Source organism: Dyella psychrodurans, assembly GCF_003363265.1.
In the GTDB taxonomy this organism is placed as follows: Bacteria; Pseudomonadota; Gammaproteobacteria; order Xanthomonadales; family Rhodanobacteraceae; genus Dyella_B; species Dyella_B psychrodurans.
On the sequence record NZ_QRBF01000005.1, the window covers coordinates 60,042 to 76,931 of the forward strand.

The 16,890-nt window shown below is 63.0% G+C and carries 21 protein-coding genes; 12 read left to right on the plus strand and 9 right to left on the minus strand.

What is annotated here, in order from left to right; genetic code table 11:
- The first annotated feature begins 46 nt into the window (after positions 1-46).
- Positions 47-850 (plus strand): inositol monophosphatase family protein, encoded by an 804-nt coding sequence (locus DWU99_RS13490; RefSeq protein ID WP_115478593.1) that lies wholly within the window; start codon positions 47-49, stop codon positions 848-850.
- Between the two features lie 45 nt (positions 851-895).
- Here DWU99_RS13490 and DWU99_RS13495 read toward each other — a convergent pair whose 3' ends face one another.
- From DWU99_RS13495 to DWU99_RS13525, 7 genes are all read right to left on the minus strand, one after another.
- Complete coding sequence (locus DWU99_RS13495) at positions 896-1,237, minus strand: VOC family protein (RefSeq protein ID WP_115478594.1); 342 nt, start codon at positions 1,235-1,237, stop codon at positions 896-898.
- Positions 1,238-1,264: 27 nt separating this feature from the next.
- On the minus strand, positions 1,265-1,579 hold the full coding sequence (locus DWU99_RS13500) for an antibiotic biosynthesis monooxygenase family protein (protein ID WP_115478595.1): 315 nt from the start codon (positions 1,577-1,579) through the stop codon (positions 1,265-1,267).
- Positions 1,580-1,739: 160 nt separating this feature from the next.
- Positions 1,740-2,000: a DUF2164 domain-containing protein gene (locus tag DWU99_RS13505; protein ID WP_115478596.1), complete on the minus strand. Its 261-nt coding sequence runs from the start codon at positions 1,998-2,000 to the stop codon at positions 1,740-1,742.
- 44 nt (positions 2,001-2,044) lie between these two features.
- Positions 2,045-2,740: a DnaA regulatory inactivator Hda gene (hda, locus tag DWU99_RS13510; RefSeq protein WP_115478597.1), complete on the minus strand. Its 696-nt coding sequence runs from the start codon at positions 2,738-2,740 to the stop codon at positions 2,045-2,047.
- The gene (locus DWU99_RS13515; RefSeq protein ID WP_115478598.1) at positions 2,737-3,903 is read right to left on the minus strand and encodes an AI-2E family transporter; all 1,167 of its coding nucleotides are present in this window, start codon (positions 3,901-3,903) and stop codon (positions 2,737-2,739) included. The genes hda and DWU99_RS13515 overlap by 4 nt, the downstream gene beginning before the upstream one ends.
- 73 nt (positions 3,904-3,976) lie before the next feature.
- Positions 3,977-4,555 carry a CDP-alcohol phosphatidyltransferase family protein gene (locus tag DWU99_RS13520; RefSeq protein ID WP_199535802.1) on the minus strand — a complete coding sequence of 193 codons (579 nt, stop codon included), beginning with the start codon at positions 4,553-4,555 and terminating at the stop codon, positions 3,977-3,979.
- Between the two features lie 6 nt (positions 4,556-4,561).
- Complete coding sequence (locus DWU99_RS13525; RefSeq protein ID WP_115478599.1) at positions 4,562-5,563, minus strand: DUF2066 domain-containing protein; 1,002 nt, start codon at positions 5,561-5,563, stop codon at positions 4,562-4,564.
- A 96-nt stretch (positions 5,564-5,659) separates the two neighbouring features.
- On the opposite strand from DWU99_RS13525, the gene purM reads away from it, so the two are divergent.
- The 3 genes from purM to DWU99_RS13540 are packed head-to-tail and all read left to right on the plus strand — an operon-like array spanning position 5,660 to position 8,150.
- On the plus strand, positions 5,660-6,691 hold the full coding sequence (gene purM, locus DWU99_RS13530) for a phosphoribosylformylglycinamidine cyclo-ligase (RefSeq protein WP_115478600.1): 1,032 nt from the start codon (positions 5,660-5,662) through the stop codon (positions 6,689-6,691).
- A 37-nt stretch (positions 6,692-6,728) separates the two neighbouring features.
- Positions 6,729-7,391 (plus strand): phosphoribosylglycinamide formyltransferase, encoded by a 663-nt coding sequence (gene purN / locus DWU99_RS13535; RefSeq protein WP_115478601.1) that lies wholly within the window; start codon positions 6,729-6,731, stop codon positions 7,389-7,391.
- Positions 7,392-7,442: 51 nt separating this feature from the next.
- Positions 7,443-8,150, plus strand: a complete 708-nt coding sequence (locus DWU99_RS13540) for a DUF3108 domain-containing protein (protein ID WP_115478602.1) — start codon at positions 7,443-7,445, stop codon at positions 8,148-8,150.
- 319 nt (positions 8,151-8,469) lie between these two features.
- On the opposite strand, the gene murA is transcribed toward DWU99_RS13540, so the two are convergent.
- Together murA and DWU99_RS13550 are read right to left on the minus strand one after the other, a co-directional pair.
- Entirely contained in the window at positions 8,470-9,729 is a 1,260-nt protein-coding gene (gene murA, locus DWU99_RS13545) for a UDP-N-acetylglucosamine 1-carboxyvinyltransferase (RefSeq protein WP_115478603.1), read from the minus strand.
- A 46-nt stretch (positions 9,730-9,775) separates the two neighbouring features.
- On the minus strand, positions 9,776-10,015 hold the full coding sequence (locus DWU99_RS13550) for a BolA family protein (RefSeq protein WP_115478604.1): 240 nt from the start codon (positions 10,013-10,015) through the stop codon (positions 9,776-9,778).
- 163 nt (positions 10,016-10,178) lie between these two features.
- Between DWU99_RS13550 and DWU99_RS13555 the strand changes: the two genes are divergently transcribed.
- From DWU99_RS13555 to hprK, 8 genes are all read left to right on the plus strand, one after another.
- Complete coding sequence (locus DWU99_RS13555; RefSeq protein ID WP_115478605.1) at positions 10,179-11,189, plus strand: KpsF/GutQ family sugar-phosphate isomerase; 1,011 nt, start codon at positions 10,179-10,181, stop codon at positions 11,187-11,189.
- Between the two features lie 10 nt (positions 11,190-11,199).
- The gene (locus tag DWU99_RS13560; RefSeq protein WP_115478606.1) at positions 11,200-11,742 is read left to right on the plus strand and encodes a KdsC family phosphatase; all 543 of its coding nucleotides are present in this window, start codon (positions 11,200-11,202) and stop codon (positions 11,740-11,742) included.
- Positions 11,739-12,419, plus strand: coding sequence for an LPS export ABC transporter periplasmic protein LptC (lptC, locus tag DWU99_RS13565; RefSeq protein WP_115478607.1), 681 nt, complete (start codon positions 11,739-11,741; stop codon positions 12,417-12,419). Before DWU99_RS13560 ends, lptC begins: the two co-directional genes overlap by 4 nt.
- A complete protein-coding gene (gene lptA, locus DWU99_RS13570) occupies positions 12,403-12,972 on the plus strand; it encodes a lipopolysaccharide transport periplasmic protein LptA (RefSeq protein WP_233511140.1) in 570 nt (189 codons plus the stop codon). The genes lptC and lptA overlap by 17 nt, the downstream gene beginning before the upstream one ends.
- Positions 12,973-12,981: 9 nt before the next feature.
- On the plus strand, positions 12,982-13,698 hold the full coding sequence (gene lptB, locus DWU99_RS13575; protein WP_115478609.1) for an LPS export ABC transporter ATP-binding protein: 717 nt from the start codon (positions 12,982-12,984) through the stop codon (positions 13,696-13,698).
- A gap of 142 nt (positions 13,699-13,840) precedes the next feature.
- Complete coding sequence (locus tag DWU99_RS13580) at positions 13,841-15,322, plus strand: RNA polymerase factor sigma-54 (protein ID WP_115478610.1); 1,482 nt, start codon at positions 13,841-13,843, stop codon at positions 15,320-15,322.
- 157 nt (positions 15,323-15,479) lie between these two features.
- Entirely contained in the window at positions 15,480-15,803 is a 324-nt protein-coding gene (gene hpf, locus DWU99_RS13585) for a ribosome hibernation-promoting factor, HPF/YfiA family (RefSeq protein WP_115478611.1), read from the plus strand.
- An 85-nt stretch (positions 15,804-15,888) separates the two neighbouring features.
- A complete protein-coding gene (gene hprK, locus DWU99_RS13590) occupies positions 15,889-16,890 on the plus strand; it encodes an HPr(Ser) kinase/phosphatase (protein WP_233511141.1) in 1,002 nt (333 codons plus the stop codon).

Genomic DNA, 16,890 nt, shown 5'->3' on the forward strand with positions numbered 1-16,890 from the left:
GCTAGAATCGCCGGCCGCTAACCCGTTCTTTTGCCAAGCCAAAGCCATGACCAGACCCGCCGTCAACGTCGCGGTACGCGCCGCGCGCTCCGCTGGTAACGTGATCCTGCGTTACATGAATCGCATCGAGGGCCTCAACGTCGTTGAAAAGCAACGCATGGACTTCGCGTCCGAGGTCGACAAGCTGGCTGAGGCCGAGATCGTCAAGGAACTGCGCCGCGCCTATCCCCAACACGCCATCCTCGCCGAGGAAAGCGGAGCGTCGGGCAAAGGCTCGCTGGTTTGGGTGATCGATCCGCTGGACGGCACACACAACTACCTGCGCGGCATTCCGCATTTCAGCGTGTCCATCGCAATGCTCGACAAGGGCGAGCCGGTTTACGCGGTGGTGTTCGATCCGCTGCGCGACGAACTGTTCACCGCCAGCAAGGGCGACGGCGCCTATCTCAATGACCGCCGCATCCGCGTGACCAAGCGAGAGAACCTCAACGGCGCGATGATCGCCACCGGTTTCCCGTATCGCCAGCGTGCCCATCTCGATTCGCAGCTGGCCATGACGCGCGCGCTGCTTGCGCAGGCGGAAGACATTCGCCGTTCCGGCTCCGCCGCGCTCGACCTGGCGTACACCGCGGCGGGCCGCTACGACGGCTTCTTTGAAATCGGCCTCAAGCCGTGGGACATGGCCGCCGGCGCCTTGCTCGTGCGCGAAGCCGGCGGTCAATATTGCGACTTCGCCTGCCGCGACGGCATTCCGGAAAGCGGCAACATCATCGCTGGCAATCTGCACGTGGTGAAGGCGATGGCCGAAGCGATCGGCGCCAACGCGACGCCATCGTTGCTCAAAGCCTGACCGATTCCGTTCGACGACAAAAAAGGCGCCCTCGGGCGCCTTTTTTCATGGCGACGACGAATCGCGCAACCCGAGATTGAACGTGACGCCGAATGGATCGCGAAGATAGCAACGCGGCACGGAGGCATCTTCCTCGACGAGCGCGCATCCCGCAGCGACCAGCTTCGCTTTCGCTGCCTGCACGTCAGGCACCAGAAAATCGAAGACAGGGCCGTGCGCTTCGCCTTTTTCGACGTAAAGACGAAACGAACCTGTCTCGAACCCCACCATGTTCTGGCCTCGATACACCAGTTCGAAGCCCAACGCCGACGCATAAAACTCCGTCGCCGCGGCCCAGTCGCCGGTTCGGATGATGATGTCGCGCGAGGAACGAACGGAAGTCGTCATGTCAGTCACTCCACAAACGTCAGAGACTCAGCAGGATGCCTGCTCGGCTACCACGTCGAAGTGTTGTACCTGCGGCTCGAACTCGAGAAGAAACCCGGCATCTTCCGGGTAGTACTTCGCTTTCAGGAGATCGTCCCCGGCAAAGGCGCGAATCGCCTGCTCGGAGATCCAGTGCGTGACCGTGAGGAAGTGTGCAACGTCGCCCTCATCGCGACGCAGTATCGCGACATCGATATTGCCGGGCACCGAACGGTAGTCGGGAATCGCTCGTTCCTTCAGGAACGCGGCGTACTCATCCGCCCGCTCCCGAGGTGTTCGTCCATGCCATATGCGACAAATCATGAGAGTCGTCCTCTTGTAGACCTACCGACACCCACCGCTCAAGCGGAAGCCATTACTCCGACTGGCGACACACTGCTTCGATGTTGTTCCCATCCGGGTCGAGCACGGTCGCTCGCGGAAATGCTTATATGATCGATCATGCCTCTCTCCGATGACGCATTCAGCGCTGGAACTCGGTGGGGCGCTCGAGTTGAAAAATCGCGTCCTGGATGTCGTCGATTTTGCTCGCCAGCGCCGCCTGCGCGTCGTACAGGCCGCGATTGTAGAAGTATGCGCCGATTTCCTTCGCGAAGAAGTCGAGAAGAAACTCCGCGTCGAAACCACCTATCTGCTGTTGCAGCTCCTCGGAAAAATAGAGCTTGATCTTGCGGACGATGACGTCCTTTTCGGCCTGCGAGAATGTGATGTTCGTGTTGTCCATCATGCGATCCCTACCATGAAGAACCTTCTACGGCCCGCGTTTTCTCAGCTCGCCTCGCGCAGAAACGCGCGCAGGAATGGAACAGTGATCCGCCGCTGCGCCGCCAGCGACGCCTGATCCAGGCGATCGAGCAGATCGAGCAAGGCGCCGATGTCGCGCGCGTAACGCGCGAACAGCCAATCCAGCACCGTGTCGTCCAGCTCGATGCCGCGTAACTTGGCCTGGTTCTTCAGCACTTCGCGCCGCTCCGCATCGTCCAGCGGCTTGAGCGCGAACTGCGTACAAGCGCCCAGACGGGAACGCAGATCAGGCAGCGTTAACGGCAATTGCGCCGGTACCGATTCGGCCGCAAAGAGCAATGCCGTGCCTTCGGCGCGCGCACGGTTGTAGAGATCGAACAAGGCATGCTCGGCATCCCGTTCGCCGGCCATCGCATCGAGATCGTCGAGCGCGAGGAATTCGCTGCCCGCGACGCCCCGAATCGCCGCGGCGTGATCGCGCACTGTTTTCAACGGCAGATATTGCACGGCGCGGCCCGCTTCGCTGGCCGCCTGACAGGCCGCCATCAGAAGATGGCTTTTGCCGCTGCCGGATATGCCGCTCACATACAGCCACGGCGCGCCCGGTTGCATGGCAAGCGTACCCAGCGCAGCCACCACGGCCGCATTGGTGCCTGCATGGAAATGCTCAAAACGCTGGCGACGCGGCCAGCGCAGGCTCAACGGCAACTGCGCGGTCATGGCTTGGACGAATCCCCGCCTTGAATGACGCGCGTCTGCGCATGCACGTCGCCGCTTTTGTCCTCGGCGATGTCGACATCGACCTCGGCGATCGCCGTGTCCGGCGGACCTTCTTCGGTATACAGGTCGCTTTGCTTGTAGCGTTCGGCGAGATACCGCAAGAGGACGAGAATCACCGAGGCCGCAGGCAAGGCCAGCAGCACGCCCAGGAATCCGAACAGATAACCGCCCGCCAGCACGGCGAAGATCACGGCCACAGGATGCAGCCCGATTTTTTCGCCCACGAGCCTGGGCACGAGGACATAGCCTTCAAGCAACTGGCCGATGACGAAAACGCCCACCACCATCAGCAGATGCGTCCAATCGCCGTGCTGCACCAGCGAGGCGATGATCGCCGCGACAAAGCCGGTGATGAAACCGAGATACGGCACGAAGCTCAGCAACCCCGCGACCATGCCTATCAGCGGGCCGACCGAAATGCCGACCACCGTCAACGCCGTGCCGTAGTAGATCGCAAGCGCCAGCATCACCAGCAACTGTCCGCGCACGAACGCACCAAGTACGGCGTCCGACTCGCGCGCCAGATGCGCGATGGTGGGTTCGATCGAGCGCGGCAATATGCGATCGATCCACGTCACCAGGCGATCCCAGTCGCGCAAGAGGTAGAACCACACCACCGGGATCAGCACCAGGTTGGTCAACCAAGCCACCACGCCGAGACCCGAGCGCGACAGCTTGCCGAGCACACTGCCGATCGAACCGATGTGCGACTTGATCTCGGCGATCAACCGGTCGGTGTCGAAGGCATTCGGATCCAGATGCAGTTTCGCCTGCAACCAGGGCAGCGCGGCGTCCCTGCACCACTCCACGTAGCGCGGAAAGTTCTCCACCAGGTTTTCGATCTGGCGTGCGATCAAAGGCACCAGCAAAAGCAAAGTGGCGACGATGGCCAGGATCAGCACGATGAACACGATGCTTACCGCCAGCGCGCGTCCGATACCCAGCCTTTCCAGCCGGTTGGCCATCGGATCGCCCAGATACGCCAGCATCGCGGCAACCGCAAAAGGCATCAGCACGGGCGCAAGCAGCCACACCAGCAACCCGATGGCGACGGTGATCGCCAGCAACTGCCAGCGGCGGGATGTCTCTTGGCTTATGGACACGAATGGCTCATCGGTGTGGGCGTGACGGGAAGTGTCGCCGATGTCGATAGCCGTTCAAAGTCTTGCGCCCGCCTCAGACCGCGCGGCGGGTGTGCCATGCGCGATGCGACCAGCGCACTACGTAGTCCGCCCCACTGGCTACGCAAAGCGCGGCCACCAGCCAGACGAAGGGCGTCGCGTCCGGCGCCGGCCAGTGGGCCAGCGCCAGCAGCACGGTGAGCAGATAGACGATCTGCATCAGCGTGCAGGCTTTCGACAGCAGACTGGGCTGCGGATAGATGCGACCGATCAGAAGCCGCCAAAGCAAGGCGCCGCACGCGATCACCAGATCGCGTCCGCATACGATCGCCGCGAGCCACAACGGCGCCTCACCCAGCCAGGCCAGAATCACGAAGCAGCTGACCAGCAGCAATTTGTCGGCGATCGCGTCCAGCATGCCGCCAAGCCGGCTTTGCCAGCCGTAATGGCGCGCCAGGAAGCCATCCAGTCCGTCCGACACGCCCGCGACGGCCACCAGCATCAGCGCGGAGGACCATTGTCGATGCCACAGCAGCCAGCAGATGGGCGCGACCAGCAGCACCCGCAGCATGGAGATGGCGTTGGGCAAATGTCGCCAGGGCGAATGCGACGCAGCGGGCATCGCGGCGACCATGGGCGTTCAGTGCAGCCAGCGCAGGCTGACGTCTGCGCCATCGTGCGCGCTGCCCTGCATCAGGCGACCACCCGCAGTCAGGTTGGCAGCCAGTCCATCGAGCGGCGTGCCGGCTTTCACCGCAAGCAACAGGCCATCATCCTGCGCGCCCAGCGTAGTGACCTTCTGCACCGACGGATCGGACCGAAGCACGGTCAGCAAGTTGGCGTAGTCCATCGCCGAATGCACGCCGGACACCCAGAGCTTGCCGTCGACCGTGGTGGCACCGATCACGTTCAGCGCCTGGCCGAGACGATCGGCGGCGGTGTTGCCGCCACCGGCGAGCAGATCGTTGCCGCTGCCCTGGGCATTCCAGTGCTGGGCCTGACCGCCGCTGATGAGGGTCCAGTCCGCGCCGTTGGCATGCACATCGCCCAACAGCACCAGTCCGGTGTGATACAGACGGCTGATAGCCGACATGGCGGCCGGATCGGCCGTGGAGAGCTTGTCCAGGTCCGGAAGCTGGGAAGGATCGGCGAAGCTGACCGGATAACCGCGCTTGCCCACGGCATCGGCAAGCGCGCCGAGATCGCCCTTGCCGAGAACCTTGCCATCGGCGCCGCGGACCACCAGCAAGACTGGCGGCTTCACGCCTGCGGTGGTGGCTCCCAACCCCGTGATCAACCGCTGCACGGCACCCTGGTCGAAAGTGATTGCCAAGGTGAGCGTGGGCGGATTGCCCTCCCCGCGCTGATACTGGAAATTCTTGACGATGCCGGCGGCATTCTGCAGGGCATCGCCGTAACCGGCCTTGCCGGTGAGGTCTTCGCCACCCGAAACGCGCGTCAGCACCTGCCCCAGCGCCGTGGAGAAGGCCTGGCCGCGCTGGGCATCGCTCACGTCGGACACCGGCACCACCACCGTGTATGGCGAGGTGGGCGGTGGCGCGACCTGGCTGAGGGCGATCCGCGGCAACCCCGTAACGAAGCCGAGCAGCAAGGTGACGATCAGCAGACGTGACAGGCGCATGGGCGGGCCGGACTCAGGGCGGGGATATGAAGGAAAGTCTGCCCAATCCGACGCTTAACGTCTATCATTGGATGTTTTCCGAAGCGCAGGTTCACCATGTCCGACGCCCTCACCTACCGCGCCGCCGGCGTGGATATCGATGCCGGCAATGCCGTGGTCGAACGCATCAAGCCGCTGGTCAAGCGTACCTTCCGACCCGAAGTGATGGGCGGGCTGGGCGGCTTCGGGGGCCTGTTCAACCTCGGCACGCGCTACAAGGAGCCCGTGCTGGTGTCGGGCACCGACGGCGTGGGCACCAAGCTCAAGCTTGCGCAGCAGCTGGGCCGTCACGACACGATCGGCATCGATCTGGTCGGCATGTGCGTGAACGACGTGCTGGTGCAGGGCGCCGAGCCGCTGTTCTTCCTCGATTACTTCGCCACCGGCAAGCTGGATGTCGACACCACGGTGGCCGTGGTCGGCGGCATCGCCAAGGGTTGCGAGCTGGCCGGCTGCGCGCTGATCGGCGGCGAAACCGCGGAAATGCCCGACATGTATCCGCCGGGCGAATACGACCTGGCCGGCTTCACTGTCGGCGCAGTGGAAAAAGAAGCCTTGCTCAGCGGCGACAACGTGGTGGCCGGCGACGTAATTCTCGGCGTGGCCTCCTCCGGTCCGCATTCCAACGGTTACTCGCTGATCCGCAAGATCGTCGAGCGCGCGGGCAGCCCGCTCGATCTCGACATCGGTGGCGTGAAGCTCGCCGACGCACTGATGGCGCCCACCACGATCTACGTCAAGCCGATGCTGGAACTGCTCAAATCCTCGGTTCCCGTGCATGGCATGGCGCACATCACCGGTGGTGGCCTGAAGGAAAACATCATCCGCGTTGTACCCGACGGACTGGGCCTCCACATCGACGCCTCCGCCGTCGTGCTGCCGCCGGTGTTCGACTGGCTGATGCGCGAAGGCAATGTGCCGCGCGAGGAAATGTGGCGCACGTTCAATTGCGGCGTCGGCTTCACCATTCTCCTGCCGCGCGATGCCGTCACCGCAGCATCGACCCTGCTGGCAAAACACGGCTTGAAGACCTCGGTGATCGGCGAAGTCGTCCCTGCAAAGGGCGATGAGCGCGTTCATATCGGCTGAATCACTCCCTCTCTCTTTCAGGGAGGGGCCGTCACCCATGCCTTCGCCTCTTCGCATCGCAATACTGGCTTCCGGACGTGGCAGCAACTTCGCCGCGCTCCTGGCTGCGCGCGATCGCGGCGAATTGCCGGTGGAATTTGTTTTGGTTGGCAGCGACAAAGCCGATGCAGGCGCGCTGCAGCTCGCAGAGATGGCAAGCATTCCAACGCTGGTGCTGGACCCGCGCGACTACGCCGAACGCCGCGATTACGATTTCGCGCTTTTCGAACGCATCGCGGCCAGCAAACCGGATTTGCTGGTGCTTGCGGGATTCATGCGCATCATCGACGGCGACGCGCTCAAACCGTGGGTAGGCCGGATGATCAACATCCATCCGTCGTTGCTTCCGAAGTATCGCGGCCTGCACACGCATCGTCGCGCCATCAAGGCCGGCGATCGCGAACACGGCGCCAGCGTGCACTACGTGACTGCCGAGCTGGATGGCGGTCCAGTGATTGCTCAAACCGCATTGATGATCGGGCCGGACGATGACGAGAACACACTTGCCGCGCGACTGTTACCGCTCGAGCACCAGTTGCTGCCTGCTGTTGTTGCACTGATCGCCGCTGGGCGGTTGTCGTTCCATGCCGACGTCGTCACCTTCGACGGCGAACCCCTTCGCAAACCCTTGCGGTGGCAAGACGGCGCGCTGGTCCGCTGACCTTCGCACTTGCAATCAAGCGTTCAGGATGCCGGCGTACACTGCCGCTCCATGCGCATACTCAAACTCTCCCGCACCTTGCTCGCCGGCGCCACGCTGGCCGTGTTCACGACTGCTGCGTTTGCCTCGGGGCCGACGCCGTTCACCGCGACCTATCAGGTTTCGCGCGGCGGCGAGGCAATGGGTGAGGCGACCATCACGCTCAAGTCGCTCGGCAACGGCGAATACGAGTACAGCAATCAGATCCACGGCACATCCGGGCTCGCTGCCATGGTCGGCGCCAATACCAGCGACGTCACGCGCTTTCGCTGGAACAACAACGCGCCGGAAACCGAAACCTACAACTCCAAGGTGAGTGCGTTCAAAACCAAGCAACGCATCATGCAGGTGGACTGGAATACCAAGCAGGTAAGCGTCGACGACGGCAAGGGCCCTACCAACTATGCCGCCGCGCCAGGCATGGTTGACCGCAACACGACGCTGCTGGCCATTGGCCTGGCGCTGCGCAGCGGCAGTCAGAGCGTGACGTTGCCGATAGGCGTCAAGCAGCGCGTAGAACAGCAGCAGTTCAAGGTGCAGGGCACCGAAACAGTGAAGGTGCCGGCGGGCAGCTTCCAGGCCGAACGCGTGACGCGCACCGATTCGGACAAGCACTTCGACGCGTGGTACGTGCCCAAGCAGTTTCCGCTGCCGGTGAAGATGGAGCAGAGCGAAGGCGGCGATCTCACCATGCAGCTGGTTCACTACAGCACGCCATAAGAGCCTGTCTACGATCTCTGCGCGGCCTGCACTGGCTCTGTTTGTTCGCCAGGCAAGGAGGAGCGAGGGCGCGTATGTCGATACGTAACCGAGCGAGGACGCCGCATGGCGAACAAACAGAACCAGCCCTACGGGTGGTGTCTGAACGGCCGTCATGCGGCAGCGCGCGGCTTGACCAGACAGCCAGTCTGCACTGCGCCACGCACTACCACCTGACGGCCGCTCAGACACCATGCAGGCCGCGCAGAGATCGTAGACAGGCTCTAAGACAAACGGGCCGCTGACGCGGCCCGTTTTCATTTCCATCTTGCGATCCGCGTTACGTCGGCAAACGACGAATCTTCGCACCGAGCGTACCGAGCTTTTCCTCGATGTTCTCGTAACCGCGATCGATGTGATACACGCGATCGACTGTCGTATCGCCCTCGGCCACCAACCCCGCCAGCACCAGGCAGGCAGAGGCGCGCAGATCGGTCGCCATGATCGGCGCACCGCTCATCTTGCTCACGCCCTGGATGATCGCGGTGTTGCCTTCCAGACGGATGTCCGCGCCCAGGCGCTGCAACTCGTGCGCGTGCATGAAGCGGTTTTCGAACACCGTCTCGGTGATGATGCCCACGCCTTCGGCCACGCAATTGAGCGCGGTGAACTGCGCCTGCATGTCGGTCGGGAACGCTGGATACGGCGCCGTGGTGATGTTCACCGCTTTCGGACGACGGCCCTGCATATCCAGCTCGATCCAGTCGGGACCGGTGGAAATGTGTGCGCCGGATTCCTCCAGCTTGGCCAGCACGGCATCGAGCGTATCGGCGCGCGCATTGCGGGCTCGCACCTTGCCGCCGGTCATCGCGGCGCCTACCAGGAACGTGCCGGTTTCGATGCGATCGGGCAGCACTTCGTACGAAGCGCCGTGCAGGCGCTCCACACCGTGGATCACCATGGTCGACGTGCCGGCGCCTTCGATCTGCGCGCCCATCGCGTTCAGGCAATTGGCCAGGTCGACGACTTCCGGCTCCTGCGCCGCGTTGTCGATGATGCTGGTGCCCGAGGCGAGCACGGCGGCCATCATCACGTTCTCGGTGCCGGTCACCGTCACCATGTCCATGACGATGCGGGCGCCCTTCAGGCGCTTGGCGCGTGCCTTGATGTATCCATTCTCGACTTCGATGTCCGCGCCCAGCGCCTGCAGGCCGCGAATGTGCTGGTCGACCGGACGCGAGCCGATCTGGCAACCGCCGGGCAGCGAGACTTCCGCCTGGCCGAAGCGCGCCACCAGCGGCCCGAGCACGAGGATCGAGGCGCGCATGGTCTTGACCAGTTCGTACGGTGCGAAATAGCGGTCGGTCGAGCGCGGATCGACCTGGATCTTCATGCGGTCGTCCAGCACCAGCTGCACGCCCATCTGGCCGAGCAGTTCCATGGTGGTGGTGACGTCGTGCAGGTGCGGCACGTTGCTGATCGTCACTGGCTCGTCGGCCAGCAAGCAGGAGGCGAGGATCGGCAATACGGCGTTCTTGGCGCCGGAAATACCTACTTCACCACGTAGCGGCTCGCCGCCGCTGATCAGAATTTTGGCCATCGGGAATCCTTGGAAAAGCGAATACCGAAGGGTGCTGCGGCAACCTTTAACGGCGCGCGGCGGCCTCTTCGGGTGTCAGGGTCTTGAGTGCCAGCGCATGAATCGCGCCGCCCATCAGATCGCCCAGTGTGGCGTAAACCAGCCGGTGGCGCGCCAGGGGCAATTTGCCCGCGAACTGCGCGGCCACCACTTCGGCCTCGAAATGCACGCCGTCGTCGCCCTGCACATGGGCCTGGGCGCCGGGTAGGCCTGTTTCGATCATTGCCTGGATGCTGGCTGCGTCCATTGTTCTTCCACTGCGGAGATCCTGAACGCCGGCCGGCAAAAGATTCGGGCCATGGGCGTCAGGCATCAAGATAGAATGCGAATATGCCATGTTAATGGAAATCTGCTGTCGCAGAAACGACACGGACCGACCGGCGGCCACCGCTAGCCGTCACTGAGGACGCATGAACGCACCCATCGCCAAAGCCAAATCCACCCGGGTGGACGCCGCCGCCATCGTGCATAGCGCGCGTACGGTGATCGCCACCGAGGCGGCCGCCATCCGCGCCCTGGAGCCCAGGATCGACGGGGCTTTCGTGGATGCCTGCCGGATCATCCTGGCCTGCAAGGGTCGTCTGGTGGTCACCGGCATGGGCAAGTCCGGCCACGTGGGCCGCAAGATCGCCGCCACCCTGGCCTCCACGGGCACCCCGGCCTTCTTCGTCCATCCCGGCGAAGCAAGCCATGGTGACCTGGGCATGATCCTGCCCCAGGACGTGGTGCTGGCGCTCTCCAACTCTGGTGAGACGGACGAGATCCTGTTCATCCTCCCGGTAATCAAGCGCCAGGGCATCCCGCTGATCGCCATCACCGGCAACCCGGATTCCTCCATGGCCGGCCAGGCCGACGTGCATCTGGATGCCGGCATCTCGGCCGAGGCCTGCCCGCTGGGCCTGGCCCCCACCGCCAGCACCACCGCCGCCCTGGTCATGGGCGATGCGCTGGCGATCGCACTTTTGGAAGCCCGCGGGTTTACCTCTGAGGACTTCGCGCGTTCTCATCCCGCCGGAAGCCTGGGCCGCCGTCTGCTGCTGCATATCAGCGACGTCATGCACACCGGCACCGGCGTCCCGATGATTTCACCCGATGCGAGCCTGACCGAAGCCCTGATGGAAATGACCCGCAAGCATCTCGGCATGACCGCCGTGGTCGACCACGATCAGCGCCTGCTGGGCGTGTTCACCGACGGCGACTTGCGCCGCGCGCTGGACGACGACGGCGTGGACCTGCGCAATGCCAAGGTCAGCGACCTGATGACACGCGGCCCCAAGGTCATCGGCGCGGACAAGCTCGCCATCGAAGCTGCGCAGCTGATGGAGAAATACCAGATTCACGCGCTGCTGGTGGTGGACGAGGCGCAACGTGTCGTAGGCGCGCTCAACATTCACGACCTGCTGCGCGCACGCGTGGTCTGACGGGAATTTCATGGATTACCTCGCACATCTCCCTGCCGAGCTGCTTGCCCGTGCCGCCAGGATTCGCCTGGCTGCCTTCGACGTCGATGGCACGCTTACCGATGGCCGTCTGTGGTACAGCGAGAGCGGTCACGAAACGAAGGTGTTTCACGTGCACGACGGCCTGGGCCTGAAACGGCTGCAAGCGAATGGCGTGCACGTTGCGATCATCAGCGCGCGCATCAGCCACCCCGTGGCGTTGCGTGCGGAAGAGCTCGATATCACGCACGTCTATCAGGGACAGGGCAACAAGCGCGATTGCCTGGAGCAGATCATCGAGGCCCTGAACCTGCAGCCGGAAGAAGCCGCCTTCGTGGGCGACGATCTCCCCGATATCCCCGCGATGCGCATCGCCGGGCTTTCCGTGGCAGTCGCCAACGCCCACCCGTGGGTGGCCGAACAGGCGCATTGGCAGACCCGTCTTGCCGGCGGCCAGGGTGCCGTGCGCGAAGTGTGCGATCTCATCCTGCATGCGCAGGGCAAGACGCTGGCGGAACAGGAGCACTGGCGATGAACTTTCGCCAATACCTGCGCGATAACCGCACCACCGTTGCGATCGTGATACTGGCCATCGCGGCACCTGCAAGCTGGATGCTGCAGCGCTGGGTGGCGGGCACGACGCCGGTCAACGATTTCGTGGGACCGCCGATTGCCGATTACGTCCTCTACAACTCCACGGTGTGGAGCTACGACGTCAACGGGTTGTTGAGCTTCACCATGAGCGCGCCGCGCATGGATCGTCGCGCCGGCGACGAGTCGATGTACATCAACACTCCGGTGTTCGATATCAAATCGAAAAAACCGGGCGTACCGGATTGGCACGGCAACGCCCCGTTCGGCTGGGTCAACAAGAGCGGCACGCTGATGCAGCTCAATGGCCCGGTGTACATGCAGCGCCCTGCCTTCAAACAAAGCGCCACGGGAGTATTGAGTCCCATGGCAACATTATGCACCTCCAATGTCACCGGCTGGCCGAAAGAAAACCGCATCCAAACTGCGGACCCGGCCGTCATGACGCAGGGAGCGAGCGTAATGAATGGCGTCGGCATGCGCGCCAGCCTAAACGATAACCATCTGGAGTTGCTCAATGACGTGCACGGCCTGCTGTATTCAAGCCAGAACAATGCTGCGGCTAAGCCTGTTGACTGCCGGTCTCTTGCTCCTGCAGCCAGCATTGGCAAGGCAGGATGATCGCAATCAGCCGATCCATGTCGTTCACGCCGACAGCATGGACGGTTACAACCAGCCCAACTCGGTAAGCACCTTCACCGGCACCGTGCTGATGACCCAGGGCACCATGAAGCTGACCGGCGAAGTCGCCAAGATCTGGACGGCCAAGGAAGACACGTCCGTCGACCACATCGTCGTGACCGGCACGCCGAAGAAGCGTCCGCACATCGAGCAGATCGACGACAACGGCAACCTGATGACCGGCGATGCCGATCAGCTGTACTACGACAACGTCAACAGCATCGCGATTCTCACCGGCCACGCGATCGTGCATCAACAGAACAAGGGCGACGCCAACGGCGCCAAGCTCACGTACAACACCAACACCGGTTACATGGTGGGCGAGAGCGGCGGCGAAGGTCCGGTGTCGATGATGTTCCTGCCCAAACAGAAACCGCTGCCGCCGCCGAAGCACGGCGCGCCGGCAGCCGCAACCACCGGCGCACCTGCTCCCGCACCCGCCAAGCCAGCCGCAGCGCCGGCATCCGCCAGCAGCGCGCCGACCAAGGGATAATCGTTACTCATGCTTTCCGCAGAAGGCCTGCAAAAAAGTTTCCGCGCACGTCAGGTCGTGCGCGATTTCCAATTCTCCATTCGCCAGGGCGAAGTGGTCGGCCTGCTCGGCCCCAACGGCGCCGGCAAGACCACCTGTTTCTACATGATCGTCGGCCTGATCGAAGCCGACGGCGGCGTCATCAAGCTCGACAAGCAGGACATCACCGGCTTGCCCATGCATGCACGCGCCAAGCTCGGCATCGGTTACCTGCCGCAGGAGGCATCGGTATTCCGCCGCCTGAGCGTGTCCGACAACATCATGGCCGTACTCGAATTGCGCGAACCGGATCAACGCAAGCGCGACGCACAGCTCGAAAGCCTGCTCGACGAACTGAAGATCGCGCACATCGCGGGCCAGAAAGGCATCAGTCTCTCTGGCGGCGAGCGTCGCCGCGTGGAAATCGCCCGCGCGCTCGCCGCCGAACCGCGTTACATGCTGCTGGACGAACCGTTCGCCGGCGTGGACCCGATCTCGGTCGGCGAAATCCAACGCATCGTGCGACACCTCAAGGAACGCGGCATCGGCGTGCTGATCACCGATCACAACGTGCGCGAGACATTGGGTATTTGCGACCGCGCCTACATCATGAACGAAGGCGAGGTTCTCTCGCGCGGCACCCCGGCGCACATCCTGGCGGACGAAAAAGTGCGCGAGGTTTATCTGGGTCGTGAATTCCGACTGTAATACTCCATTCAAACCCGCCGCACAAGTTGCAATTTGCGCCGTTTCACATCCGCGAACACGGCCTGCGCCTCCGCTCGCGGCGGCTATGGCCGGCACTCCGGCGAAGGGTTAGGATGAGGCCAAATCCACCTCTTTGGCAGGCATGAAACCGGGACTTCAGTTTCGCCTCAATCAGCAACTGGCTCTCACGCCACAATTGCAGCAGGCCATTCGCCTGCTGCAATTGTCGCAGCTGGAGCTGGCCGCGGAGTTGCGCCAACTCGCCGAAGCCAATCCCTTGCTTGAGTTCGCCGAAGACGCCGAACCGGAGCAGGAGGAAGAAGCTGTCGACGGCGAATTCGAAACCGAATTCCAATCGGCGTCTTCCAGCAACGGCGATTCGTCCACAAGCAACGAAAACGATGAAGCTCCGGATTGGACCGAAGCCGAGATCAGCACCGACGAGCCGATCGATTTTTCATCGACCAACGGCAGCAGCAGCGGCAGCAGCAGTCAGAACAACCGCGACGACGACGGCATGGAGCCGCAGAACGTGGCGCCGGAGTCGCTGCAGGAACACCTGCTGTGGCAGCTCAATCTCACACCGATGGATCCCCGCGCCAAGGCGATTGCCACAGTGCTGATCGACGCGCTGAATACGGACGGCTATCTCGCGGAAGGCCTGGACGCCGTGCTCGCCGCGCTGCCGCCGCATTTGAAGGCCACGCTGGACGAAGTGGAAAGCGTGCGCCGGCAACTGCAACATTTCGATCCTGCCGGCGTCGGCAGCATCGACCTGCAGGATTGCCTGCGTGCGCAACTCGAGCAGTTCGATCCGAACACGCCGCATCGCGACCTTGCACTGCGCATCGTGGAGAGCGAGCTGGAGCTGTTGGCGCGCAACGACATGGCCAAGCTTGCTCGGCGGCTGCATGCCAGCGAGGAAGACACCACCACCGCCGCCATCCTGATCCGTAGCCTGGATCCGCGCCCGGGTGCCGCCATGGACACCACCCCGGTGGAATACGTGGCGCCCGACGTCTACGCCCGCAAGGACGGCACCCGCTGGCGGGTGGTCCTGAACCCGGACAGCCAGCCGAAACTAAGTCTTAACCAGCACTATTGCAGTCTAATCGCACGGGCCCGCAGCGACGACGCGAGTTGGATGCGTGGTCAGCTGCAGGAAGCACGGTGGCTTATCAAGAGTTTGGAGTCCCGTGCCGAAACACTGTTAAAGGTGGCGGAAGCCATCGTGCGCCGGCAGAGCGCCTTCCTGGACTACGGCCCGGAAGCGATGCAACCGCTGGTGCTGCGCGAAGTAGCTGAGGAGGTAGGTATGCACGAATCGACCATTTCACGTGTAACTACCCGCAAGTACATCCACACGCCGCGCGGTACCTACGAACTGAAGTATTTCTTCTCCAGTGGCGTTTCCACCGAGGATGGCGGCAGTGCGTCGGCCACCGCCATTCAAGCCATGCTGCGCAAACTCGTCGACGGCGAAGATCCGCGCAAACCTTTGTCGGATCAAGCACTCGCCGAAGAGTTGCACAACAAAGGCATTCAAGTAGCTCGCCGTACCGTCGCCAAATACCGAGAAATCCTGCGTATTCCGAGTTCGAGCGAGCGACAGCGCAGCAGCTGAACGGCTCGCGGTGTCATCACACCTCGGAACTTGCGACCAGTCGGAGCGTTCTTATATTCGAGACCAAGGTTTAGCTTCACGGTGCAACGATCGTTTCACGGCGATCAGCGCATCGATCAACGCCGCCCCCCGCGGCAGCTCTAGAAGGAGGCGTACCATGCAATTCCAACTCAGTGGCCAAAAGATCGATGTCACCCAGGCTCTGCGCAATCACGCTCAGTCCAAACTCGATCGATTGACCCGCCTCGACGACCGCATAGTCAGCCTGAATATCGTTCTTTCTGTGAACAAGCTTCAACAACGCGCCGAAGGAACGCTCAACGTGGCAGGCAAGTCGCTGCATGCCGCGGCCGCCGAGAACGACATGTACGTCTCCATTGACCATCTGTTCGACACGCTCCTGGCTCAACTTCGCCGCTACCGTGAAAAGCTGTGTAACAAGCACCAGCGTGAAGTACGGGAGGTTCGTCAATACGTTTAACTCCCTCCGCCCGCCCCTTCCCGGGGCGGGCGACTCCCCGCCACCGGACCGCGCGACGACGCGCCGCCGGGCCCAAACTGGCACAATGTTCCTGCCGCCGCCCCAACCAGGCCACCCGCGGCGCAAAGGAACGCACTTGGATCGCCTCACCGCACGACAACTCTTCGACGACATCCACGAGCGCATGGCGCTGCGCTGGGTCGCGGGCATGCGTGGGGAAACGCGCGTGCTCGAATACGGTTCGACGCCGGCCCGCCGCCCCTCGCTGGTCGGCTATCTCAATGTGATTTATCCGAACAAGATCCAGATCATCGGCACCGAAGAGCTGAGCTATCTCGACGCCCTGGACTCGCGCCAGCGTTGGGAGGTCATCCACAAGGCCGCCGGGACGCAGCCGGTCGCCTTCATCGTAACCAAGGACCAGCCGATCCCCTCCGACTTGCGCGAAGTCGCCGAGGAAACCAACACCCCGCTGTGGATCAGCGCCAAGCGCGGCCACGAACTGCTGACCTGGATGCAATACCACCTGGCGCGCACGATGGCGCCGCGCCTGACGTTGCATGGCGTATTGCTGGAAGTTTTTTCGATCGGCGTGTTGATTACCGGCGAAGCCGGTTCGGGCAAAAGCGAACTTGCGCTGGAACTGATCAGCCGCGGCCATCGCCTCGTCGCCGACGATGCGCCCGAATTCACCCTGATCGCGCCGGACGTCATCGACGGCGCGTGTCCGGAGCTGCTGCAAGACCTGCTTGAAGTGCGCGGCCTGGGCGTGCTCAACGTGCGCGAGATGTTCGGGCATACCTCGGTAAAGACCTCCAAGTACCTGCGCCTGGTCGTGCATCTCAAGCCGATGCGCGAAGGCGAATACACCGACGCCCTGACGCGCCTCACCGGCGATGTCGGGCATCGCGAAATCTTCGACGTGATGGTGCCGATGATCACCCTGCCCGTCGCCCCCGGACGCAACCTTGCCGTGCTGGTGGAAGCGGCCGTGCGCAGCCACATGCTCAAGAGCAAAGGCATCGATCCGGCGCTGAGCTTCATGGATCGCCAGGCCCACCAGATGCGTCGACTTCCACCTTGGTGA